The organism is Vibrio sp. ArtGut-C1 (genome assembly GCF_002105475.1).
GTDB classification, from domain to species: Bacteria; Pseudomonadota; Gammaproteobacteria; order Enterobacterales; family Vibrionaceae; genus Vibrio; species Vibrio diabolicus.
The window spans coordinates 160699-182259 of sequence record NZ_NCTH01000004.1 but is presented as its reverse complement, the minus strand read 5'-3'; the positions used below and the strand labels follow the sequence as shown (position 1 = coordinate 182259).

Genomic DNA, 21561 nt, shown 5'->3' with positions numbered 1-21561 from the left:
GCTGACGTTATTAAAAGGAATAAGATGGCGATTAAAGTACTAGTCGTTGATGATTCGAGTTTTTTTCGACGTCGCGTGAGCGAAATCATCAACTCAGAATCGCGCCTAGAAGTGATTGACGTTGCGGTAAATGGCAGAGAGGCGGTTGAGAAAGCCAAATCTCTTAAACCGGACGTCATCACGATGGATATTGAAATGCCAGTGATGGATGGCATTACCGCTGTGCGTGAAATCATGGCAGCGGCTCCAACGCCAATCCTAATGTTTTCGTCCCTGACCCATGACGGGGCGAAAGCCACGCTTGATGCGCTAGATGCGGGCGCATTGGATTTCTTACCGAAAAAGTTTGAAGACATCGCACGTAACCGCGAAGAAGCGGTGTCACTGCTTCAGCAACGTGTTATTCAGATTGCTTCGAAGCGCGCTTTTATGCGTCGACCAATCACTCGCGCTGCTGCGAGTACCAGTGCGGCAGCTCGTCCACTAGGCTCAAGAACGGCTTCGCCAGCGACTCCAGCTCCTGCTCGACCGGCTGCGGCAAAGTTCCGAGCCTCTGGTAAGAAGTATCAACTGACCGCAATTGGCACGTCGACTGGTGGTCCGGTTGCTTTGCAAAAAATTCTGACGCGTTTACCGATGAACTACCCGCATCCGATCGTATTGATCCAACATATGCCGGCAACCTTTACTGCTGCATTTGCCAGCCGTTTGAATACCTTGTGTAAGATTCAAGTGAAAGAAGCCCAAGACGGCGATGTCTTACAGCCTGGTGTGGCATACCTTGCTCCAGGTGGTAAGCAAATGATGGTGGATGGTCGAGCGGGGGCTGCTCGTCTTCGTATCATTGATGGCGGCGACCGCATGAACTACAAACCATGTGTGGATGTGACTTTTGGTTCTGCAGCCAAAGTATACGGTGACAAAGTACTCTCTTTAGTGCTGACTGGCATGGGTGCAGACGGTCGTGAAGGTGCTCGTATGTTGAAGTCTGCAGGCTCAACTATTTGGGCTCAAGATGAAGAAAGTTGTGTTGTTTATGGTATGCCCCAAGCTGTTGCTAAAGCAGGCATTTCTTCAGAAGATTTACCGCTTGACCGCATTGCAGAACGCATGTTGGTGGAAGTTGGCCTAGCGTAGGGTTCATCATGATTGTTTGGAGTGTAGCTAACCAGAAAGGTGGCGTGGGTAAAACCACCTCAACAGTGACATTAGCGGGTTTGCTGAGTCAAAAAGGTCATCGCGTACTGATGGTCGATACTGACCCTCACGCATCACTGACTACCTATCTTGGTTATGATCCTGACGCAGTAACTTCGAGCCTGTTTGATTTATTCCAGTTGAAGACATTCTCTCGTGAAACGGTGAGGCCGTTAATCCTAGAGACAAAACTGGAAGGGATGGATATCATTCCCGCGCATATGTCCCTTGCGACGCTTGATCGTGTCATGGGGAATCGCAGTGGGATGGGGCTGATCTTAAAACGAGCTCTACAAGCGGTCTCACAAGACTATGATTATGTGTTGATTGACTGCCCGCCAATTCTTGGTGTGATGATGGTGAACGCACTGGCCGCCAGTGACCGAATTTTGATTCCCGTTCAAACCGAGTTTTTGGCGATGAAAGGCTTGGAACGCATGATGCGCACGTTAACCATTATGCAAAAGTCTCGTCCGGGTGGTTTCAAAGTGACTATCGTTCCAACGATGTATGACAAGCGCACCAAAGCGTCTTTGCAGACATTGATGCAACTGAAGAAAGATTACCCAAATCAAGTATGGACCTCTGCGGTGCCGATTGATACCAAGTTCCGTGATGCTAGTTTAAAGCATTTGCCAGCATCGCATTTTGCATCTGGTAGTCGTGGTGTGTTTGCGTATAAACAGTTACTGATTTATCTGGAGAGGTTAGCGTTCGATGAGCAGTAACGAAGTGCTTTCCAGTGAACAAGCGCTTGATGACTACTTTAATGCGCTATTGGGTGATGAGGCTGAAGCAACGACTCTTGAGGAAGAGCTTGACTTGCTGGCTCAAGAAATATCATCTGCAGAGCCAGAGCCAGAGCCAGAGCCAGAGCCAGAGCCAGAGCCAGAGCCAGAGCCAGAATTGCAGTTTCAATACTCGGAGCCGGAAACTTACCAGTTTCAAGAAGCGTACCCGCCAGAATTGGAAGCCCCAAATCTGGAAGATGTGCAAAGGTTATTAAGTCAGCTTGAAGCAAGCAACCCTGTAGCCGAGTTAGATATTGATAGTATTCTTGAACAAAATACGATTGATATTGCAGCAGAAATAAAAGCGGCTGAGCCAGACGTACAAACCGTTAGTGAGGCGCCCGAGTTACAAACAGTTGAAGAGATACAAGACTGGGCGATTGATGCGCCAGTTTTTGAGGAAACTCAGCCAGAACTGGTTGAACCTCAATCGGTGATTGAGCATGATGTCAATATAGAATCGAACGTTGATACCGAGCTCGAGACACAAACAGGTTCCGAAATACCAACTGACTGGGAAAGCACGAAGCGAAGTGAAGATTTTCAAGTGCTTTACTTTGATGTGAATGATGTCACGTTTGCCGTACCGCTTGATGAGTTAGGTGGTATTCATCGCATCAGCGAGCTTAACCATTTGATAGGAAAGCCCGCCTGGTATTTGGGGCTACAAACAAATCGTGAGCAACAGTTTGATGTCGTCGATACCGCGAAATGGGTGATGGCAGATAAGCTTCGCGATGACAGTTACAAAGATAATTACCAATACGTTGTCATGCTTGGAGAGAGCATGTGGGGGCTGGCCAGTAACCAACTAATGGGTACGGAAACGCTCAATATCGACAAGGTTCGCTGGCGTGAACAGGCGGGTAAGCGCCCTTGGCTAGCGGGCATGGTAAAAGAAAAAATGTGCGCCTTAATTCATGTCCAGGCGCTCATTGACATGCTAAACGCCGGTTTAGATGTCAAATCACTGAATTAGATTTAAGTCGGGAACGACATTAACGAGGATTAACTATGTCTCAAGCTTTTGAAGTAGAAGTGAAGAAAGATGCATCGAATGACGAAGTTCTTCAGTGGGTGACGTTCCAGCTAGAAGAAGAAACGTACGGCATCAACGTAATGCAAGTTCGTGAAGTACTTCGTTATACTGAAATTGCACCCGTTCCAGGTGCGCCAGATTATGTTCTGGGTATCATCAACCTGCGTGGTAACGTGGTTACTGTTATCGACACGCGTTCGCGTTTCGGCCTGATGGAAGGCGAAGTTACAGATAATACTCGTATTATTGTGATCGAGTCAGAGCGTCAAGTGATTGGTATTTTGGTAGATAGTGTGGCAGAAGTGGTTTACCTACGTTCTTCTGAAATTGACACGACGCCTTCTGTTGGTACTGATGAAAGCGCGAAGTTCATCCAAGGTGTGAGCAACCGTGACGGCAAACTTCTTATCCTTGTGGATTTGAACAAGCTCCTAACGGATGACGAATGGGACGAGATGGCTCACCTATAATGGGCTGAATAATGATGGCTGAAGAGACTCTTTTATCTGTTCCATTCCTTGCGGGTGGCGTCGCTTTTATCGTGTTGGTGTTGGTTGTTTTGCAACTGCGCATTCGCTCGGGGTTGCAAAAGCAAGTAGACCAGCAACGAGCACAGTCTCGACATGTAGATAAAGAAGTACAAAAGTTGAGTAAGCAGTTACTCGAAGTGCGTTCGGTTGTCGTTGGTCTTGGACAAAAAGTAACGGAACAACAAGACATTATTCAGCACCTAAACGAGAGAATTCGTGAACTCGAACACGCTGATACTGATGGTCGCTTGTACAGTCGAGCTTCTAAAATGGTACAGCTTGGTGCAGATATCAATGAGCTCATTGAAGAGTGTGAACTGCCAAAAGCTGAAGCGGAATTGATGCTTTCACTACAGAAAAAACTGGCGGGAAAAGAGAAAATTCCACCACTAAGCGGTCAGCCATCAGATGATGCAGAATACCCGGCGCGTGGACGTCGTCGACGCTAAAGGTTTTAAAGCGATAAAAAGAGGCGATAAGCCTCTTTTTTTGTGCTCGGTTACTAATTATCTTTTGTAATACAGCCCTAGCTTATCTTAAGCTCTCTTCATTCTTAGCTCTCGCTCCCCAAGTTAAAATGAGAGCTTATAACTACTTATAGTTAATTTTATTAAAGTGTGACGATTAATTAACAAAAATACATGAACTTACATACATCCCAGCCCTCTTATCCTGTTTTGTCATAACTAAGCTGTGCTAATATAGCGCTTCGTTCATTTTTTAGTTGAAGCTCTATGTTAGAAGTATCTAACCTGACAGCGATCCGTGATGAGAGGGTCCTGTTTGAAAACCTGCAGTTTGAAATTAAGCCTGGTGAATTGGTCCAGATAGAAGGGCGCAATGGTACTGGCAAAACTACGTTACTACGTATTGTGACAGGTTTAGGTGATAGAGAAGAAGGCATCATTAAGTGGAAAGGAGAAGAGGTTGAAAAATCTCGTGATGTTTTCCATCAAGATCTGCTGTTCTTAGGGCATCAAACTGGAGTGAAACGAGAGCTTACCGCACTAGAAAACTTACGTTTTTACCAATCTATTCAAAATAACCGCTCTTCTGACGAAGAAATCTTCACTGCTTTAACTCAAGTTGGTTTAGCCGGTCGAGAAGATGTGCCTGTAGCACAGCTTTCCGCAGGTCAGCAACGACGAGTGGCATTAGCAAGGTTATGGCTCAGTAAGCAAATTTTATGGATTTTAGATGAACCGTTGACCGCCATCGATAAGCAAGGCGTCAAAGTGCTTGAATCTTTGTTCGCAAGTCACGCTGATAATGGCGGTATTGTCGTGTTGACGACGCATCAAGATATGTTTTCGGACAGCCCGAAACTTAGAAAAATAAAGTTGGGTGATTGATATGATTCCATCTATGACCACCATCATTCGCCGCGAGCTATTGATAGCATTTCGCCGTCAGGCAGACATTCTGAACCCGCTTTGGTTCTTTATTATTGTTATTACTCTGTTTCCTCTTAGTATCGGTCCTGAACCAAATTTGTTAGCACGTATTGCAGCGGGCATTGTTTGGGTTGCCGCATTGCTATCCGCCTTATTATCATTAGAGCGTCTATTTCGTGATGATTTTCAAGACGGTGCATTGGAACAAATGATGCTAATGCCGATTCCATTGCAACTTGTAGTGGTTTCAAAGGTCATAGCACATTGGTTGTTAACAGGGTTACCTCTGATCCTAATTAGCCCATTATTGGCGGTTTTACTTTCGCTTGATTTCAATACTTGGTTATCTGTTGTACTAACCTTGATGATCGGTACACCGACACTAAGTTTTATTGGAGCTATTGGCGTGGCTTTGACGGTTGGGTTGCAAAAGGGTGGCGTTCTTTTGAGTTTGCTTATTCTTCCGCTCTACATCCCAATTTTGATTTTCGCAACATCAGCAATTGATGCCGCCGCGCTTGGTATGGCGTATAACGGTCAACTAGCAATTTTAGGTGCGATGCTAATGGGAGCAATGACGTTAACGCCTTTTGCCATTAGTGCCGCATTGAGAGTTAGTGTTAACTAACTCAATAAAGTGCCAATGAAGCGGCGCTTGATCAAAGAATTATTATTAAAGCACTGCTACGGTCTCAACCCTTTAGACAGTGTCCCTGAAGTAAGAGTGAGAACAAAACATGTGGAAATGGCTACATCCTTATGCCAAGCCAGAAACCGCTTACCGTTTGAGTGGTAAGTTTCTGCCTTGGTTTTCTGTATTGGCCCTCGTATGCTTATCGGTTGGTACGGTTTGGGGGCTTGCATTTGCGCCTTCAGATTACCAACAAGGTGACAGTTTCCGAATCATCTACATTCATGTCCCATCAGCTATTTGGTCTATGGGCGTTTATATGTCGATGGCGATTGCGGCATTTATTGGCTTAGTATGGCAAGTACGTCTATCTGATATGGCGGCGCTTGCGATGGCGCCGATTGGTGCGGTATTTACCTTCATTGCTCTACTTACTGGTGCCGTTTGGGGTAAGCCAATGTGGGGCACTTGGTGGGTATGGGACGCCCGTCTTACTTCAGAATTGATTCTTCTATTTCTCTACCTTGGTGTTATTGCGCTTTATCACGCGTTTGACGATCAGAAAACAGCCGCAAAAGCGGCGGGTATTTTAGCGATCGTAGGCGTCGTGAACCTACCTATCATTCACTTTTCCGTAGAATGGTGGAACACGCTTCACCAAGGCGCGACGATCACGAAATTTGAACAACCTTCTATTTCATCCGACATGCTTTGGCCGTTATTGCTAAACATCTTTGGCTTTGCGTTCTTCTTTGGTGCAGTGACGATGGTACGTTTTCGTAACGAAATCATCAGTAAAGAAAGTCACCGCCCTTGGGTGCGCAAACTCGCAACAGAACAAACTCAGTGAGGTAATTGATTATGCATTTTGAATCTCTGAGCGACTTTTTTGCCATGGGTGGCTACGCATCATACGTATGGAGTGCGTTTGGTATTACTTTCTTATCCATGCTGATTCTTCTGATCACTAGCCTTCGCCGCGGTGATGCATTATTGAAAGAAGTGAAAGCAAAAATTGACCGTCAAGCTCGTATCGACGCAGCGAAGAACATGGAGAACACCTTATGAACCCGAGACGTAAAAAGAGGCTAGGTATCGTACTAGCGATCTTTATCGGTATTAGTGCCACCATTGGTTTGATACTTTATGCGCTTAACCAAAATATGGACCTTTTCTACACTCCAACGGAATTGGTTAATGGTAAGCCAGATGGCACCAAGCCAGAAGTAGGCCAGCGTCTACGTATCGGTGGTATGGTGGTTGTGGGCTCGGTTCGTCGAGATCCTAATTCTTTGAAAGTGAGTTTTGACCTGCACGATGTCGGTCCGAAAGTGACGATTACTTATGACGGTATTCTTCCTGACTTGTTCCGTGAAGGGCAGGGTATTGTGGCTCAAGGTGTACTGAAAGATGCCACTACGGTTGAGGCATTTGAGGTCCTAGCGAAGCACGATGAAGAATACATGCCACCAGAAATTGCAGAAGCGATGAAGAAAACGCATGAACCGCTTCAATACAGCACCGAACAGAAACAAGGAAGCGGCCAATGATTGCTGAAATCGGTCACTTTGCTCTCATTCTTTCGCTTGCAATGGCTGTGCTGCTGAGCGTATTGCCATTGTGGGGAGCATCGAATAATAACACCATGCTCATGAACACAGCGCGACCGCTATCTTGGTCTATGTTCCTGATGCTGTTGTTCTCTTTCGCCATTTTATGTTGGGGATTTTATACCAACGACTTCACGTTACAGTATGTAGCGAGCAACTCGAATAGTCAGCTTCCTTGGTACTACCGTTTAACCGCAGTATGGGGTGCACACGAAGGTTCACTGTTGCTATGGGTTTTAATCCAAGCTGCTTGGACTGTCGCTGTAGCGACATTCAGTCGTGGTATGCCGCAAGAGTCGGTTGCACGTGTACTTGCCGTAATGGGCATGATCTCAGTGGGTTTCCTACTGTTTATCATCTTAACGTCAAACCCATTCTTACGTACGTTGCCTTTCTTCCCGGTTGACGGGCGTGACTTGAACCCTCTGCTTCAAGACCCTGGTTTGATTGTTCACCCGCCAATGCTTTACATGGGCTACGTTGGTTTCTCGGTTGCCTTCTCCTTTGCGATCGCATCCCTAATGACCGGACGCCTTGATACGGCTTGGGCCCGTTGGTCTCGTCCTTGGACAACCGCTGCATGGGTATTTTTAACACTCGGTATCGCACTAGGCTCTTGGTGGGCTTACTACGAACTTGGCTGGGGTGGCTGGTGGTTCTGGGATCCAGTAGAAAACGCATCATTCATGCCTTGGTTAGCGGGTACCGCATTAATGCACTCTCTTGCAGTGACAGAAAAACGCGGCACATTTAAAGCGTGGACGGTACTATTGGCAATCTCTGCATTTTCGTTGAGTTTGTTGGGCACATTCTTAGTCCGTTCCGGTATTTTAGTATCGGTGCACGCGTTCGCGTCTGACCCGTCACGCGGTATGTTTATTCTAGGCTTCCTCGTTTTCGTTATCGGCGGCTCTTTATTGCTGTTTGCCGTGAAAGGGGCGGCAGTGCGTGTACGAGGTAACTTCGACTTAGTCTCTCGTGAAAACGCGCTCTTAGCCAACAACGTATTACTTATCGCAGCACTTGTTGTGGTGTTAGTGGGGACACTGTTGCCGCTCGTACACAAGCAGCTTGGTTTGGGTTCGGTTTCTATCGGTGCGCCATTCTTCGACATGCTGTTTGCTTGGTTGATGATGCCATTTGCTTTCCTACTTGGTATTGGTCCACTTATCCGTTGGAAGCGAGACAATTTATCTAAACTTGTGAAACCAATGCTCATTTCAGGTGTGCTTGCTTTCGCCTTGGCTGCGGTATGCGTGTTCCTGTTTGCCGACTTCTTCTCAACCATGGCTTACATTGGCTGGGTAATGGCGATTTGGATTATTGCAATGCATGGCTTTGAACTATATGAGCGTGCAACGCACCGTCATAGCTTTAGTGAAGGCGTTCGCAAGCTGCAGCGTAGCCACTGGGCGATGATGTTGGGTCATGTTGGTCTGGCGGTATCTGTTATCGGTATTGCGATGGTACAGAACTACAGCATCGAGCGTGATGTACGTTTAGCACCTGGCGAACATTTCCAAATTCAAGGTTATGATTTCTACTTCTCAGGCCTGCGTGATAAAGATGGTCCAAACTACGATGGCTACATTGCGGATTTTGAGATCACACATGATGGCAAATACGTGAATACGCTTCACGCTGAGAAGCGCTTCTACCGTACAGCTAAGTCTATGATGACCGAAGCTGCTATTGACCGTGGCATTAGTCGTGACTTATACATTGCAATGGGTGAACGTTTAGACGACAACCGATCTTGGGCTGTTCGTATTTACTATAAACCGTTCGTTCGTTGGATTTGGGCTGGCTCTTTGATTATGGCATTAGGCGGCGCACTAGCGATTTCTGATAAACGCTACCGCTTCCGTAAATCTTCAAAGAAAAACGCGAAGCCAAAAGAGCAGGAGGCATAACATGAATAAGAAAATCTTATTTATTCCGCTCGTCGCTTTCATGATTTTGGCGGGCATTTTCGCAACCCAGTTAATGCGCAACCAAGAGGGCGATGATCCAACGAAATTGGAGTCGGTTTTGGTTGGTAAGCCAGTTCCTGAGTTTCACTTAGAAGACTTAGCTGAACCTGGAAAACAATACGACCAGTCAATTTTTAAAGGTGAGCCGTTGCTCTTGAACGTTTGGGCAACGTGGTGTCCAACGTGTTATGCAGAGCATAAATACCTAAACGAATTGGCGGGTAAGGGCGTTAAGATCATCGGTATGAATTACAAAGATGATCGTAACAAAGCGGTAGGCTGGTTGAATGATCTCGGCAACCCTTACTTAATTAGCCTATTTGATGGTAGCGGTATGCTTGGTCTTGACCTTGGCGTTTATGGTGCACCAGAAACATTCATTATTGATGCAAATGGTGTGATTCGTTATCGCCATGTGGGGGATGTAAACCCACGTAATTGGTCAGAAACACTGGAGCCGCTTTACAACAAATTGGTTGAGGAGGCGAAGCAATGAGAAAGCTGATCCTTGCAGTCTTTGCTGCCATGACATTATCTCTTGCTGCTCACGCTGCCATTGAGGTGTACGAGTTTGATAACTTGGAACAAGAACAGCAGTTCAAAGAGTTAAGCCATACGCTCCGTTGCCCTAAATGTCAGAACAACACGATCTCGGATTCTAACGCTGAACTTGCTCAAGACTTACGCCATAAGGTGTACGAAATGACCAAAGAAGGTAAGTCCAAAGATGAGATTGTTGATTACATGATCGCCCGATACGGTAACTTCGTGACTTACAACCCACCATTTACGGTTGCGACTGCGATCTTGTGGCTAGGGCCACTCGCTGTGGTACTGGGTGGTTTTGGTTTGATTGTACTGCGTAGCCGTAAATCTAAAGTTAAGGCAAAAGCGAGCATTGACGAGCAATGGGATGAGCAAAAAGAGGCTCGTTTAAAAGCATTGCTTGAAGAAGAGAACAACGGAGATAAGAAGTAATGACACTATTTTGGATTTCCACCGTTGCTCTTACGCTTATTGCTTGTGCGCTGGTGGCTTTGCCGCTGCTTAAACAAAAAGCGAACAATGATGATGTGTTACGCGATGAGCTCAACAAGGCATTTTATAAAGACCGACTATCTGAGCTTGCAGAAGAAACTGACGAAGGCCTGGTTGAAAGCGAAGACGAACTGATTTCTGATCTAAAGCAATCACTGCTTGACGATATCCCTGGTGATAAAGCGCAAAAAGAAACCAAGGTTTCCCCAATCGCGGTTTTAGTTCCATCGGTAATTCTGACGGTGGCGTTGAGCTATGGCTTGTATTACAAATTTGGCGCGTCAGACGATATTGTTCAATGGCAAGAAGTGTCTGCAAATCTACCTGAGTTATCGAAAAAGCTGATGTCGGCTTCTTCTGAGCCGTTGAGTGACGATGAAATGGCGGATTTGACCCTTGCCCTTCGAACTCGCTTACATTACCAGCCGGAAGACTCGACAGGTTGGTTATTGCTAGGTCGTATTGCGTTAGCAAATCGTGATGTCACGACTGCTATCGATGCGATGGAAAAGTCATATCGCCTAGAGCCCAAAGATCCTGATGTGATGTTGGGTTATGCACAAGCTCTGATGCTGTCTCAAGAGGAAATGGATCAAGCGACGGCTCGCTCATTACTCGGCAAGCTGATGCAGCAAGACTATGTCGATCTGCGTGTGTTTTCTTTGTTAGCGTTCGATGCGTTTGAGCGTCAAGACTTCCCGGCAGCGATCAAGTACTGGGGAATCATGCAGCAAATGATTGGTCCAGAAGATAGCCGCTACGAGATGTTGTCACGCAGTATTGAGAGCGCTCGTAAGCAAATGGGCGAAGCGGTTTCACCGGATAAGAGTGTCGCTGTGACAATTAATGTGGCACCAAATGCTCAGTTGAATCCAAACGCAGTTCTGATTGTGTCGGTACATCGTGCAGATGGCTCACCAATGCCTGTTGCTGCAGCTCGCTATCCGCTGGGTACTTTCCCTCGTACAGTCGTATTAGATGATGGTAATGCCATGATGCAAGGGCAAAAACTATCTTCACTCGACAAGTTAATCGTCCGTGTGCGTGTGGACTCTGACGGTAACGTAGCAACGCGTGATCAAGATTGGCACGGAGAAAGTGACGTCGTTGAATTTGGCGCACCAGTAGAAGTGACCATTGATCAGCAGTATTAATTGTTAACATCTGTCTCTGAAACATGACAACGAGGTAGAGTCAGTTGCCTTTAGTGGTATGACTCTAAACGATCGAGTAGAATACCGAAGGCCAGCGACTGCTGGCCTTTATTTATTCCCATATCTGAGTCATCTTTACTACGTATACTGCTCAACATACGTACAACTGTTCATTGGGTGACTTAGGTACATTAATAGTCGTTATGGAAAATAAAATGTATAACAAGGGTAAATCTACCTTCTTGTTACTGCTTGCAGTTGGACTGGTTGGCTGTTCAAGTGCGCCTGATGAAGCAGTAACGGGACAAGAAACAAATCAAACGACTTCTGATGTGTATGACCCGTTGGAAGGCTTTAACCGAACCATGTGGGAAATCAACTACGAATATTTAGATCCGTATTTGGTTCGTCCTGTATCACTTGCGTATGTGGAATACACGCCAGTTCCTATTCGTTCCGGTATCGCTAACTTCTTGTCGAACTTAGATGAGCCAGCCAGCATGGTTAATAACTTAGTCATGGGTAACGGCACGAAAGCCGTGGACCACTTTAACCGTTTTTGGATTAACTCGACGTTTGGTATTTTCGGTTTATTCGATATTGCAAGTGCCGCGGGTATTACGAAATACGACGAGAAAGCGTTCAGTGATGCAGTAGGCCACTATGGTGTTGGAAATGGCCCTTACTTCATGATTCCAGGTTATGGCCCGTATACCTTACGTGAAGTGACAGATACCGTAGATAGTACGTATTTACCCCTCTCTTACCTCAACTTCTGGGCGAGTTTGGGTAAGTGGGCGTTTGAAGGCATGGAGAAGCGTGCTTTATTAGTACCGCAAGAAGCACAGTTAGACTCGTCGCCGGATCCATATATTCTTACTCGCGATGTTTATATTCAGCGTCAAAACTTTAAAGCAGAAGTTGAAACGGTGGAAGAAGTTAACATCGAAGAAGAAGAGTATTTAGACGAATACCTAGAAGACTTTTAAGCGCTGTTCTTTAAAATATACAAATAAAAAAGGCTTAGCTGATGCTAAGCCTTTTTTGTATTTTTGCTGCTTGGTTAGAAACGGTAGTTTGCTTGAACACCGATTAGCCAAACATTACCCGTAGTTTCGCCTACGAATTGGCCGCCGACTTGTTCTGCAGCGTCGTCTGACTTGTAACCACGAGACTCAACGATTGGTGCGTCTTTCGCGAAAATATAGGTGAAGCCAGCGTCTAGGCTGAAGTCTTTCGTCCAATCGTACGTTGCGCCAATACTTAGCCAAGTACGGTCAGTTTCTGGAATAGTGATCGTACGGTTTTTGTCGCTTACCGCTGAAGTATCGTACGCAATACCAGTACGTAGCGCTAGCTTAGGATCAAGCTGGTAAGTAGCACCAACAGCAAAGCGGTAGTTATCTTCCCAGTTTTCTACTTTAACCATATGCGTGCCAGCGGTATCTAGACGTGCTTCCAATTTCTCGAAAGAGCTCCAATCCGTCCAGTTAAAGCTTGCGTGTAACGCAAGTTGGTCTGTTACTTGGTGGAAACTTGCCAGCTCAGCTGTTGCAGGCAGGTTTAGGTACATATAGCCGTTGTCACGTAGCTGTGGAAGCTCAGAAGTACCGAAGCCAAAACCTAGACCTTCAGCATGGCCTTCAAGCTTCAGTTCAACTTCAGATTTGTACGCGAAGCCGATACGGTTATTTTCATTGATCTGCCATGCAGTACCAACTTGCCAGCCCCAAGCGGTATCGTCACCTTCCATGTATTTTAGAGCGGTACCTTGAGGAACACTGATAGGATCGCCAGTTAAAGGGTGCTGTCCTACAACGTTATTCTTAGGTGCTGCTGCGCCAAAGCTGCCTTCGCCGATGATGTAACGGATACCACCACCAACGCTGATTGATTCATTGACTTTGTAAGCTGCGTTTAAGTTCGCTTCCATTGTCGTTACGCTTGCTTCGTTACCGAAGTGTGATGCACCAAAGCCTTTACCTAAATCGGTTTCCATGCCGTAGTTGGTGCCAAATGCCAAACCAATCGCGAATTTCTCATTGTATTGGTGTGATAGGTAGAAGTTTGGAATGATTGCATCATGTGCGAAATCATCTGAAGATGCAGAAGAAGTACTACCGTGGAAGTTTACATCACCTTCAATATCAATATTTGGGTTCACATAGATTGCACCAACGGACACTTGAGTGCCTTCCAAATAAGTTAGCATTGCTGGGTTACGCCATTGTGCACTTGCGTTGTCAGCCATTGCTGCTTCACCAGCATATGCTCGACCTAGGCCTGTTGCAGAATATTCAGCAAGTTGGAAACCTGCTGCGTTAGCCATGCCCGTTGTGCCAAGTAGGCTTAATGCCACTGCTGTTGATAGAAGAGTCTTGTTGGTTTTCATTCGAATGTTCGCTGATTTGTTTATAACGTGGGACGAAAGTTTAAAGGTAGAGTTTTTACTTTAGAAATGAAAATCCAGCACAAGCAGTCATTTGGAATATTATGCTTTCAAGTGTTGTTTGGGTGGTTTAATAATCTAACTGTGAAGGGCTTGTAAATGGAATTCAGCGAACAGCTGTGCGTCCTAATTGTGAGATTTAGATACACGTGTTCACTCAAATTGAGTGAGCAATAAATTGTAGATATGAAAAAAGGCTGGAAATCCAGCCTTTTATATAAAGTATTTTTCTACTAACTAACAGCGAAGCGCTTAGAAGCTACGGCTGTATTGTAAGCCGAATAGAATCGCATCAGCGCGTGTTGTTGCTGACAAGCTCGAGATATTTTGAGGGCTTTGAGCGTCACCTGGGTTGTACATTGGGTTTGGTGTTGATTCATTTACCTCAACATCTTTACCCATTAGGTACGTAAAGCCAAAGTCGACATTTGATTTACTATCAATGTGATAAGTAAAGCCGGTAGAGAACCATTGGCGATCCGAGTCAGGAACGGAAACAGACGTTAAGTCAGCTTGGGCGCTCGTGTCGTACATGTAACCAGCACGAAGTGTCCAGTTATTACTTAGGTAATATGTACCACCAATCGAGTAGTGCCAACCATCTTGCCACTGGTACTGTTTATCGTACGATGAGCCAAGAGGAGAGCCTTTTAAGTTAGAGAATTCGATTTGATCGAAAGTTTCCCAGCCAATGTATTGGATGCTGTAGTGTACAGCAAACTTAGTGTCTTGGATTTTGTGGAAGCCGGAGAATTCGGCCATATCTGGTAAAGGTAGTGTGATTTTTTGACCTTTATCGTCTTTTGCTTCCATTTCTGGGCTATGGCGGTATGCAAGACCAAATCGATTGTTTTCATCTAGCTCGTATACAGTACCAACATTGAAACCTACAGCCCAACCATCAGCTTCGTCTACATCGACAAGTGTGCCTATTGCAGCATGTTCACGCTTCATTGTACCTTGGCCGTAGATTAAATCTAAACCAGCACCAAAGCTCCATTGTTCATTGAGACGGTAAGAACCTGCAAGGCCAAAGTTTACGCTCTTAACATCAGTTAAGCCGCCATATTCTTTTGCCGCAAAGCTATTGTCGAATTCTGTCTTAGTACCGAAATTAGAGTATGCGTTTACGCCCCATGCAAACTTGTCATTTACAGGAACGATTAGATGAATGTTCGGTGCAATAGAAGTATCGCCAGCGTCGTCATAGTTTGAGTCGACAGGCTTGAATAGTGTTGGTGCTACTTGGCACGTTGAACCACAATATTTCGCATCTTTCACTTCAATCATTGAAGTAATGCTTTCGAAACCTAGCGAAAGTTCCATTTTATCAAATAGAGCCATTGCTGCTGGGTTACGAGCCATTACCGCGGCGTTATCTGCGATTACTGCATCACCAGCAAATGCACGGCCGATGCCAGTTGCTGATTGAGCGTTGATTTGGAAACCCGCTGCCATCGATTGACCTGAGGCAAAAGCTACCGTTACTGCTAGGAGAGTCTTTTTAAACAGACGCGTGTTCTGAGTCATTTGTTTTTCCTTATTAGATTCGTCTCTTTGGACGATAAATTGAGCTTTTGCTCAGTGGCGCAGATAGTAGTATCAATAGTTGCTTGGACAAATCCGACCATTGGATAAAATTGAATAAAAATTGCAGAAATGATGTCTAAAAGACGGGAAATTGCACTTAAAATGCATAATTTAGAGTTTAAGCTCTAAATGCTATAGCGATGGTGAATGTTTTGTGTTCTATTTATACAAAAATGCCGCTAAATAAGATCATTTAGCGGCATTTAACCTTTTGAATGCTGGAAATCGTCGAAGTTATTACATCGGTTTAATCATTGATGCAAGAGTTGTAGCGATAGCATCAATATTTTCACCTTCTTCTCCGACTAAAATCAGGCTTGAACTCCCGACGGGCTGAACGATACCGGTCATGCCATCCTTATTAAAGTCGGTACTTTGTTTGCTCGGAATACCAGTAATAAATAACGTTACTTTACCTTTTGGACCTTGGAATACCATATGCACCGCATTGGATTCACCAAAACCGCAGTGGTTTAGGTAGTAAACGTGATATGGAAAGTTTTCACTAAACTGGTAATGAAATGGCGACATTTTCGCATTAATTTGCGAGCTCGGTACATCCTCATCAAGATGACGAACAAAAGGTTCTTCATGAATAACGTGTTTCATCGCGGTATCAGCTAAACTGGCTTGTGCTGGAGAAACCAAAACATTTCCCCAGTTTACTTGACCAACTAATAATCCTGCGGTGAACGCAATAGAAGCGGCAAGTGCCATTGCTTTGCGAACAAAGTTTGGTTTGACGACCTTCTCTTCATCAAGTGCACTCGACGTCTGACTAAATAAAATCTTATCAGCGAGATCTTCAGGTACATCCACATTCATGGCTTGTTTAATTTTTACGTCGAGATCCAAAACGTCATCAACAAACTTATTGTTGGCGTCGCTACCAGCTAAAGCTTGCAGAATCTCTTCATCCTTTTGTTTTGGATCCGACAAAATACGACGACGAAATTCTAAATCATCCATTCTTTTGTCCTCTCTTAGTATCTTGAGAATCCAACATCTCTTTGAGTTGATTACGAGCGCGAAATAATCGAGTCATCACTGTATTTTTATTTAAATCAAGAATGTCGCCAATCTCTTCTCCGCTGAAACCACCGACAACTTGGAGAAATAAAGGTTCGCGGTATTCAACATCGAGTTTCATGATCTGCGCTTGCAGCCATTCTTGCTGATGATGTGGGTCATCGCTGACTTTAGCATCATTGCCGTAATCATCGATATCAACTAAATCAAATTGTTTACGTTCGAAGCGGCGCGCATTTTCTCGTCTCAATATGGTGATGAGCCAAGACTTGGCTGCTTTTTCATCCTGGAGACTATCGAGTGACTTCCAAGCTCTAAGGCAGGTTTCCTGAACTAGATCTTCCGCTATCGCTTTATCTTTGCACAACCAGTATGCGTAGCGATATAAGTCACGATGGTACCCTCGGACGAGCGCTTCGTATTTTCTTTGCTTGTCCATATCAGAGTTGACCGGACTGTTGGAATTTTTCTTTCCAAACATTTTTAATATGGCCACAGGAGCCTCCATCCTCGCTCTGTGAGTTTCTTATTTGTTCTGAGCATGACTTTACTTTTCAATAGCCTCGCGGTTTCGGTTGAGCGTGTGTCGTAGATAACTTCTGACACAATAAGCTATGTGGTTACTTAAAAGTGTATACGCAAATGCCAAATATCATCGAACATGAATTGGTAAAGATTGTTAACAATATCATCATTAGTAATCAATGGTTTGGATAAGTTCATTCGATGGGACATAAAATTCGATGGGACATAAAAAGAGATTGCTAGCGGTGAATTTTTGAATAGGTTTGCATCGCTGAGCCTTTTAGATGTGCTTAAAGCTCGTAAAATCACTATAAAATTGATCTATTTCAAAATATCAAGCAGTGAAGGGGTTATAGTACATCTTGTCATCTCGTTAGTCATTGCGACTAACATGTTGAGCAAGATGACACTTCCTTTTGAAGGCTGACTTTACTTTCTCCTAATCAGGAAACTGATTAATTTTCAATTGGCGTAAGTTAATTGTTTTATAGATATTCCGACCACACAGTTATGTGTGGTTTTTTTTTGCTTCGATTTTACCTTCCATATACCTCTTACCGTTTTAACTCTCTATAGTTAATCATTATTAATCGCATAAGAATCAAAGAAGTAGAGTAATTGATCTACTTGCTTCACGTTTATTTAAACGCACGTTTGATAAATTTAACAAATTCATTACAATGCATCAGGTCAGACCTCTTGTATTTAAGGAGAAACAATGGGCAAGCAGGAAGTAAAAACACGCAATGGTGAGCGTGTCGCTATTGTCGCGGGGCTTCGAACTCCCTTTGCTCGTCAAAGCACGGAATTTAGCCAAGTGCCAGCGGTCGATTTAGGGAAAATGGTAGTAAGCGAAATGCTTGCTCGAACAGATATTGATCCGAAGTTAATCGAACAAGTGGTATTTGGACAAGTAGTACAAATGCCTGAAGCGCCAAACATCGCACGAGAAATCGTGTTAGGCACCGGTATGAACATTCATACTGATGCTTACAGTGTGACTCGTGCGTGTGCAACGAGTTTTCAAGCGGCGGTCAATGTCGCAGAAAGCATCATGGCGGGAACCATCGATATCGGTATTGCTGGTGGTGCAGACTCTTCTTCCGTCCTGCCTATTGGCGTATCTAAGAAACTGGCCGCTAATCTGCTTGCTCTAAGTAAGACAAAAACAATGGGTCAGAAGCTTAGCATCCTCAAAAACTTGAGCTTTAAAGACCTTATGCCAGTGCCTCCTGCAGTAGCCGAGTACTCGACGGGCTTGTCGATGGGACAAACTGCGGAGCAAATGGCAAAGACGCATGGTATTTCTCGTGCAGAGCAGGATGCGCTTGCACATCGCTCTCATACGCTGGCTTCCCAAGCTTGGAAAGAAGGTAAGATCCAAGGTGAAGTGATGACGGCTTTTCCCGAACCATACAAAAAATGGATTTCGGAAGACAACAATGTCCGTCACGACTCAACCGTAGAAGGGTACGCGAAACTTCGACCTGCCTTTGATCGCCAGTATGGCAGTGTTACGGCAGCTAACAGTACGCCACTGACTGATGGTGGTGCGGCAGTGATGTTGATGCGCGAAGGTAAAGCGAAAGAGCTTGGCATGGAGATTCTTGGCTACATCCGCGGCTACGCATTTTCAGCGATTGGTGTGGAAAAGGACATGCTGATGGGACCGACTTATGCCACTGCGAAAGTGCTAGAAAATACAGGCTTGGAACTGTCTGATCTGACGTTGATCGACATGCACGAAGCGTTTGCTGCGCAAGCATTGGCGAATGTGAAGATGTTTGCTTCAGATAAGTTTGCTCAAGAAAATCTAGGTCGTTCGAAAGCGATCGGTGAAATCGACATGGATAAGTTTAACGTGCTTGGTGGCTCAATCGCTTACGGTCACCCATTCGCGGCGACAGGTGCACGAATGATGACGCAAACCCTACGTGAACTGAAACGCCGTGGTGGCGGTATTGCATTGAATACCGCATGTGCAGCTGGCGGTCTTGGCGCAGCAATGATTCTGGAGGTTGAGTAATGAGCGAGCAAAAAGCATTTAGTCTAAAAGTTGATGAGCAGAACATTGCTTGGTTAGCGATTGACGTACCTAATGAAAAAATGAATACGCTACAGGCGGCTTTTGCTGATGAAATGAAAGAAATCTTTGCTCAGCTAAAAGACGCCAGTGGCATCAAAGGGATGATCATTCATTCCCTAAAACCGGACAACTTTGTCGCGGGGGCCGATGTTCGCATGCTAGAAGCGTGCACGACCGCAAGTGAAGCAGAAGCATTAGCGAGGCAAGGTCAAGAGCTATTCCAGCAGCTATCGGACTTACCATATCCTGTGGTTGCCGCTATTCACGGTCCATGTTTGGGCGGTGGTTTAGAGCTTGCTCTTGCATGTGATTATCGTGTTTGTACGGATTCAGATAAAACGCGTTTAGGTCTGCCAGAAGTACAACTTGGTTTATTGCCTGGTTCTGGTGGTACTCAGCGTCTGCCACGTTTGATTGGCCTGTTACCTTCACTGGACTTGATCCTGACGGGTAAACAGCTTCGCGCAAAGAAAGCTAAAAAGCTGGGTGTGGTTGACGCCTGTGTCCCTGACACCATTTTGCTCGACGTAGCAAAACAGTTTATCGACAAAGGTAAAAACAAGGGTACGAAAAAGCTATCGACGAAAGAAAAAGTGATGTCGGGTAGTGGGTTAGGGCGCAAGTTTGTGTTTGAACAGGCAGCGAAGAAAACCAATCAGAAAACCCGTGGTAACTATCCTGCAACGGTCGCGATTTTAGACGTTATTCAGCATGGTTTAGAGAAAGGTTTCGCCCAAGGACAAGAGCTTGAAGCGAAACGCTTCGGTGAGCTTGTGATGAGCTCTGAATCAAAAGCGCTCCGTTCTATCTTCTTTGCGACAACTGAAATGAAGAAAGAAAATGGTACGGATGCGAAACCCGCGCCAGTTCATAAAGTTGGCGTGCTTGGCGGTGGCTTGATGGGCGCAGGAATCAGCCATGTGTCTGTTGCAAAAGCGAAGGTGCCTGTCCGCATCAAAGACGTCAGCAACGATGGCGTTCTAAACGCACTCAACTATAACTACAAGTTATTCGAGAAACAGCGTAAACGTCGCATTCTATCAAAAGCCGATCTGCAAGCGAAAATGTTGCAACTGTCTGGCGGTGTCGACTTTACCAGCTTTAATCATATTGATGTCGTAATTGAAGCCGTTTTTGAAGACTTAGATCTTAAACAAAAAATGGTGGCGGATATTGAAGCGAATGCCAAGCCGGAAACCATCTTTGCGACTAATACTTCTTCGTTACCAATCCACAAAATTGCAGAAAAAGCGGAGCGTCCAGAAAACGTAGTGGGTTTGCATTACTTCAGCCCGGTAGAAAAAATGCCGTTGGTGGAAGTGATTCCGCATGAAACGACATCAGATGAAACCATTTCAACAGTCGTTGCACTTGCTAAAAAGCAAGGTAAAACCCCGATCGTAGTGAAAGACAAAGCGGGCTTTTACGTGAACCGCATTCTTGCGCCATACATGAACGAAGCGGCGCATATTCTGCTGGCTAACGAACCGATCGAAAAGATTGATACGGCGTTGCTTGATTTTGGTTTCCCTGTCGGCCCGATTACCTTACTGGATGAAGTCGGTGTCGACATTGGCGCGAAGATCATGCCGATTCTAGTCAACGAGTTAGGTGAGCGATTCAAAGGCCCTGACGTGTTCGATATCTTATTGAATGACGGTCGCAAAGGACGTAAGAGCGGGAAAGGTTTCTACACTTACAAAGGTAAGAAGAAAGAAGTCGATAAATCTATCTACAAGCTGCTTAAGCTCGATCCTCAATCTAAGCTGAGCGATAACGATATTGCGTTGCGCTGTGTACTACCAATGCTGAATGAAGCGGTACGTTGTTTGGATGACGGCATCATTCGCTCGCCACGTGATGGTGATATTGGTGCAATATTTGGCATTGGTTTCCCTCCATTCTTGGGCGGTCCATTCCGTTATATGGATCAGTTTGGCATTAAAGAACTGGTTGAGAAAATGAATGAGTTTGCATCGAAGTATGGCGATCGTTACGCACCGTGTGATGGTTTGCTTACTCGAGCTGGAGAAGGAACCACATTCTATTAAACGTTGCTTCGGTAAAGAAAAAGGCTTGCCAGTGGCAAGCCTTTTTCATAAATAAGAAACAGTTACTTCTTCTTGTCTTTCTTATCTTTATTGTGGCCTTTACCTGGGTTGTCGTCCCCGTGAACGCTGCTGTTGCCTTTGTTGTCTTTATCTTTCCACTGTTTTGAAGAGCAATCATCTGATTTGATAGAAACATTGTCTCCGCTTAGGCGGACACAGTCGTTACTTAGCTCAAAGCCATCACCTTTCACCGAGATTTCAGCGTGTGCAGATGCCAGTGGCAGTAAAATAGCCGCAAGTAGTAGTGCTTTTTTCATGATTACCTCATTAATTTATTTTTAGTGTGGTAATTAGAGCATAAGCCGCAATGGCGTAATTTCAATTTTCTGCCAATTATGGTGTCGATTAGTAAGTATATACCCACAACCTCATTGGTTTGTAGGTATATACTTACTAATCGATAATTTTATTACT

General features: G+C 45.0%; 22 protein-coding genes. 17 read left to right on the top strand and 5 right to left on the bottom strand.

Going from position 1 to position 21561, the window contains the following annotated elements:
* The first annotated feature begins 24 nt into the window (after positions 1-24).
* From B7360_RS05360 to B7360_RS05290, 15 genes are all read left to right on the top strand, one after another.
* The gene (locus B7360_RS05360; protein ID WP_047008842.1) at positions 25-1137 is read left to right on the top strand and encodes a chemotaxis response regulator protein-glutamate methylesterase; all 1113 of its coding nucleotides are present in this window, start codon (positions 25-27) and stop codon (positions 1135-1137) included.
* An 8-nt stretch (positions 1138-1145) separates the two neighbouring features.
* Positions 1146-1925 carry a ParA family protein gene (locus tag B7360_RS05355; RefSeq protein ID WP_006741712.1) on the top strand — a complete coding sequence of 260 codons (780 nt, stop codon included), beginning with the start codon at positions 1146-1148 and terminating at the stop codon, positions 1923-1925.
* On the top strand, positions 1915-2967 hold the full coding sequence (locus tag B7360_RS05350) for a chemotaxis protein CheW (RefSeq protein ID WP_085342881.1): 1053 nt from the start codon (positions 1915-1917) through the stop codon (positions 2965-2967). The genes B7360_RS05355 and B7360_RS05350 overlap by 11 nt, the downstream gene beginning before the upstream one ends.
* Positions 2968-3002: 35 nt before the next feature.
* Positions 3003-3497, top strand: a complete 495-nt coding sequence (locus B7360_RS05345; RefSeq protein ID WP_005380507.1) for a chemotaxis protein CheW — start codon at positions 3003-3005, stop codon at positions 3495-3497.
* Positions 3498-3511: 14 nt separating this feature from the next.
* Positions 3512-4006, top strand: coding sequence for a DUF2802 domain-containing protein (locus tag B7360_RS05340; RefSeq protein ID WP_041853027.1), 495 nt, complete (start codon positions 3512-3514; stop codon positions 4004-4006).
* Positions 4007-4291: 285 nt separating this feature from the next.
* Positions 4292-4909 carry a cytochrome c biogenesis heme-transporting ATPase CcmA gene (gene ccmA, locus B7360_RS05335; protein ID WP_012841536.1) on the top strand — a complete coding sequence of 206 codons (618 nt, stop codon included), beginning with the start codon at positions 4292-4294 and terminating at the stop codon, positions 4907-4909.
* A 1-nt stretch (position 4910) separates the two neighbouring features.
* Entirely contained in the window at positions 4911-5579 is a 669-nt protein-coding gene (ccmB, locus tag B7360_RS05330; protein WP_006741714.1) for a heme exporter protein CcmB, read from the top strand.
* Between the two features lie 109 nt (positions 5580-5688).
* Positions 5689-6432 (top strand): heme ABC transporter permease, encoded by a 744-nt coding sequence (locus B7360_RS05325; protein WP_005394301.1) that lies wholly within the window; start codon positions 5689-5691, stop codon positions 6430-6432.
* A gap of 11 nt (positions 6433-6443) precedes the next feature.
* Positions 6444-6650 carry a heme exporter protein CcmD gene (gene ccmD / locus B7360_RS05320; RefSeq protein ID WP_005380515.1) on the top strand — a complete coding sequence of 69 codons (207 nt, stop codon included), beginning with the start codon at positions 6444-6446 and terminating at the stop codon, positions 6648-6650.
* Positions 6647-7132 (top strand): cytochrome c maturation protein CcmE, encoded by a 486-nt coding sequence (gene ccmE / locus B7360_RS05315; RefSeq protein ID WP_005380516.1) that lies wholly within the window; start codon positions 6647-6649, stop codon positions 7130-7132. The genes ccmD and ccmE overlap by 4 nt, the downstream gene beginning before the upstream one ends.
* Positions 7129-9105, top strand: coding sequence for a heme lyase CcmF/NrfE family subunit (locus tag B7360_RS05310; RefSeq protein WP_085342880.1), 1977 nt, complete (start codon positions 7129-7131; stop codon positions 9103-9105). Before ccmE ends, B7360_RS05310 begins: the two co-directional genes overlap by 4 nt.
* Before the next feature lies 1 nt (position 9106).
* Entirely contained in the window at positions 9107-9661 is a 555-nt protein-coding gene (locus tag B7360_RS05305; RefSeq protein WP_012841537.1) for a DsbE family thiol:disulfide interchange protein, read from the top strand.
* Entirely contained in the window at positions 9658-10143 is a 486-nt protein-coding gene (locus B7360_RS05300) for a cytochrome c-type biogenesis protein (protein ID WP_085342879.1), read from the top strand. The genes B7360_RS05305 and B7360_RS05300 overlap by 4 nt, the downstream gene beginning before the upstream one ends.
* On the top strand, positions 10143-11357 hold the full coding sequence (gene ccmI, locus B7360_RS05295) for a c-type cytochrome biogenesis protein CcmI (RefSeq protein ID WP_085342878.1): 1215 nt from the start codon (positions 10143-10145) through the stop codon (positions 11355-11357). Before B7360_RS05300 ends, ccmI begins: the two co-directional genes overlap by 1 nt.
* A 215-nt stretch (positions 11358-11572) precedes the next feature.
* Positions 11573-12346 (top strand): VacJ family lipoprotein, encoded by a 774-nt coding sequence (locus B7360_RS05290; protein ID WP_005394290.1) that lies wholly within the window; start codon positions 11573-11575, stop codon positions 12344-12346.
* A gap of 74 nt (positions 12347-12420) precedes the next feature.
* On the opposite strand, the gene B7360_RS05285 is transcribed toward B7360_RS05290, so the two are convergent.
* The 4 genes from B7360_RS05285 to B7360_RS05270 all read right to left on the bottom strand — a co-directional run bounded on the left by B7360_RS05285 (position 12421) and on the right by B7360_RS05270 (position 16933).
* Positions 12421-13749: an outer membrane protein transport protein gene (locus tag B7360_RS05285; protein ID WP_085342877.1), complete on the bottom strand. Its 1329-nt coding sequence runs from the start codon at positions 13747-13749 to the stop codon at positions 12421-12423.
* Between the two features lie 309 nt (positions 13750-14058).
* Positions 14059-15336, bottom strand: coding sequence for an outer membrane protein transport protein (locus B7360_RS05280; protein WP_085342876.1), 1278 nt, complete (start codon positions 15334-15336; stop codon positions 14059-14061).
* A gap of 297 nt (positions 15337-15633) precedes the next feature.
* On the bottom strand, positions 15634-16365 hold the full coding sequence (locus tag B7360_RS05275) for a DUF3379 domain-containing protein (protein ID WP_085342875.1): 732 nt from the start codon (positions 16363-16365) through the stop codon (positions 15634-15636).
* Positions 16358-16933, bottom strand: a complete 576-nt coding sequence (locus B7360_RS05270; protein ID WP_029836529.1) for a sigma-70 family RNA polymerase sigma factor — start codon at positions 16931-16933, stop codon at positions 16358-16360. The genes B7360_RS05275 and B7360_RS05270 overlap by 8 nt, the downstream gene beginning before the upstream one ends.
* 735 nt (positions 16934-17668) lie before the next feature.
* Here B7360_RS05270 and fadI point away from each other — a divergent pair.
* Both fadI and fadJ read left to right on the top strand, forming a co-directional pair.
* A complete protein-coding gene (gene fadI / locus B7360_RS05265) occupies positions 17669-18976 on the top strand; it encodes an acetyl-CoA C-acyltransferase FadI (protein ID WP_005394284.1) in 1308 nt (435 codons plus the stop codon).
* A complete protein-coding gene (fadJ, locus tag B7360_RS05260) occupies positions 18976-21087 on the top strand; it encodes a fatty acid oxidation complex subunit alpha FadJ (protein ID WP_085342874.1) in 2112 nt (703 codons plus the stop codon). Before fadI ends, fadJ begins: the two co-directional genes overlap by 1 nt.
* Positions 21088-21149: 62 nt before the next feature.
* Here the strand turns inward: fadJ and B7360_RS05255 are convergent, their stop codons facing one another.
* On the bottom strand, positions 21150-21404 hold the full coding sequence (locus tag B7360_RS05255; protein ID WP_005397900.1) for a hypothetical protein: 255 nt from the start codon (positions 21402-21404) through the stop codon (positions 21150-21152).
* Between the last annotated feature and the right edge of the window lie 157 nt (positions 21405-21561).

What these genes read in the sequence shown, in the direction of transcription:
- B7360_RS05360 (WP_047008842.1), top strand. Translation starts at nt 25, where the DNA reads ATGGCGATTAAAGTACTAGTCGTTGATGATTCGAGTTTTTTTCGACGT.
- B7360_RS05355 (WP_006741712.1), top strand. Translation starts at nt 1,146, where the DNA reads ATGATTGTTTGGAGTGTAGCTAACCAGAAAGGTGGCGTGGGTAAAACC.
- B7360_RS05350 (WP_085342881.1), top strand. Translation starts at nt 1,915, where the DNA reads ATGAGCAGTAACGAAGTGCTTTCCAGTGAACAAGCGCTTGATGACTAC.
- B7360_RS05345 (WP_005380507.1), top strand. Translation starts at nt 3,003, where the DNA reads ATGTCTCAAGCTTTTGAAGTAGAAGTGAAGAAAGATGCATCGAATGAC.
- B7360_RS05340 (WP_041853027.1), top strand. Translation starts at nt 3,512, where the DNA reads ATGGCTGAAGAGACTCTTTTATCTGTTCCATTCCTTGCGGGTGGCGTC.
- ccmA (WP_012841536.1), top strand. Translation starts at nt 4,292, where the DNA reads ATGTTAGAAGTATCTAACCTGACAGCGATCCGTGATGAGAGGGTCCTG.
- ccmB (WP_006741714.1), top strand. Translation starts at nt 4,911, where the DNA reads ATGATTCCATCTATGACCACCATCATTCGCCGCGAGCTATTGATAGCA.
- B7360_RS05325 (WP_005394301.1), top strand. Translation starts at nt 5,689, where the DNA reads ATGTGGAAATGGCTACATCCTTATGCCAAGCCAGAAACCGCTTACCGT.
- ccmD (WP_005380515.1), top strand. Translation starts at nt 6,444, where the DNA reads ATGCATTTTGAATCTCTGAGCGACTTTTTTGCCATGGGTGGCTACGCA.
- ccmE (WP_005380516.1), top strand. Translation starts at nt 6,647, where the DNA reads ATGAACCCGAGACGTAAAAAGAGGCTAGGTATCGTACTAGCGATCTTT.
- B7360_RS05310 (WP_085342880.1), top strand. Translation starts at nt 7,129, where the DNA reads ATGATTGCTGAAATCGGTCACTTTGCTCTCATTCTTTCGCTTGCAATG.
- B7360_RS05305 (WP_012841537.1), top strand. Translation starts at nt 9,107, where the DNA reads ATGAATAAGAAAATCTTATTTATTCCGCTCGTCGCTTTCATGATTTTG.
- B7360_RS05300 (WP_085342879.1), top strand. Translation starts at nt 9,658, where the DNA reads ATGAGAAAGCTGATCCTTGCAGTCTTTGCTGCCATGACATTATCTCTT.
- ccmI (WP_085342878.1), top strand. Translation starts at nt 10,143, where the DNA reads ATGACACTATTTTGGATTTCCACCGTTGCTCTTACGCTTATTGCTTGT.
- B7360_RS05290 (WP_005394290.1), top strand. Translation starts at nt 11,573, where the DNA reads ATGTATAACAAGGGTAAATCTACCTTCTTGTTACTGCTTGCAGTTGGA.
- B7360_RS05285 (WP_085342877.1), bottom strand. Translation starts at nt 13,749, where the DNA reads ATGAAAACCAACAAGACTCTTCTATCAACAGCAGTGGCATTAAGCCTA.
- B7360_RS05280 (WP_085342876.1), bottom strand. Translation starts at nt 15,336, where the DNA reads ATGACTCAGAACACGCGTCTGTTTAAAAAGACTCTCCTAGCAGTAACG.
- B7360_RS05275 (WP_085342875.1), bottom strand. Translation starts at nt 16,365, where the DNA reads ATGGATGATTTAGAATTTCGTCGTCGTATTTTGTCGGATCCAAAACAA.
- B7360_RS05270 (WP_029836529.1), bottom strand. Translation starts at nt 16,933, where the DNA reads ATGGAGGCTCCTGTGGCCATATTAAAAATGTTTGGAAAGAAAAATTCC.
- fadI (WP_005394284.1), top strand. Translation starts at nt 17,669, where the DNA reads ATGGGCAAGCAGGAAGTAAAAACACGCAATGGTGAGCGTGTCGCTATT.
- fadJ (WP_085342874.1), top strand. Translation starts at nt 18,976, where the DNA reads ATGAGCGAGCAAAAAGCATTTAGTCTAAAAGTTGATGAGCAGAACATT.
- B7360_RS05255 (WP_005397900.1), bottom strand. Translation starts at nt 21,404, where the DNA reads ATGAAAAAAGCACTACTACTTGCGGCTATTTTACTGCCACTGGCATCT.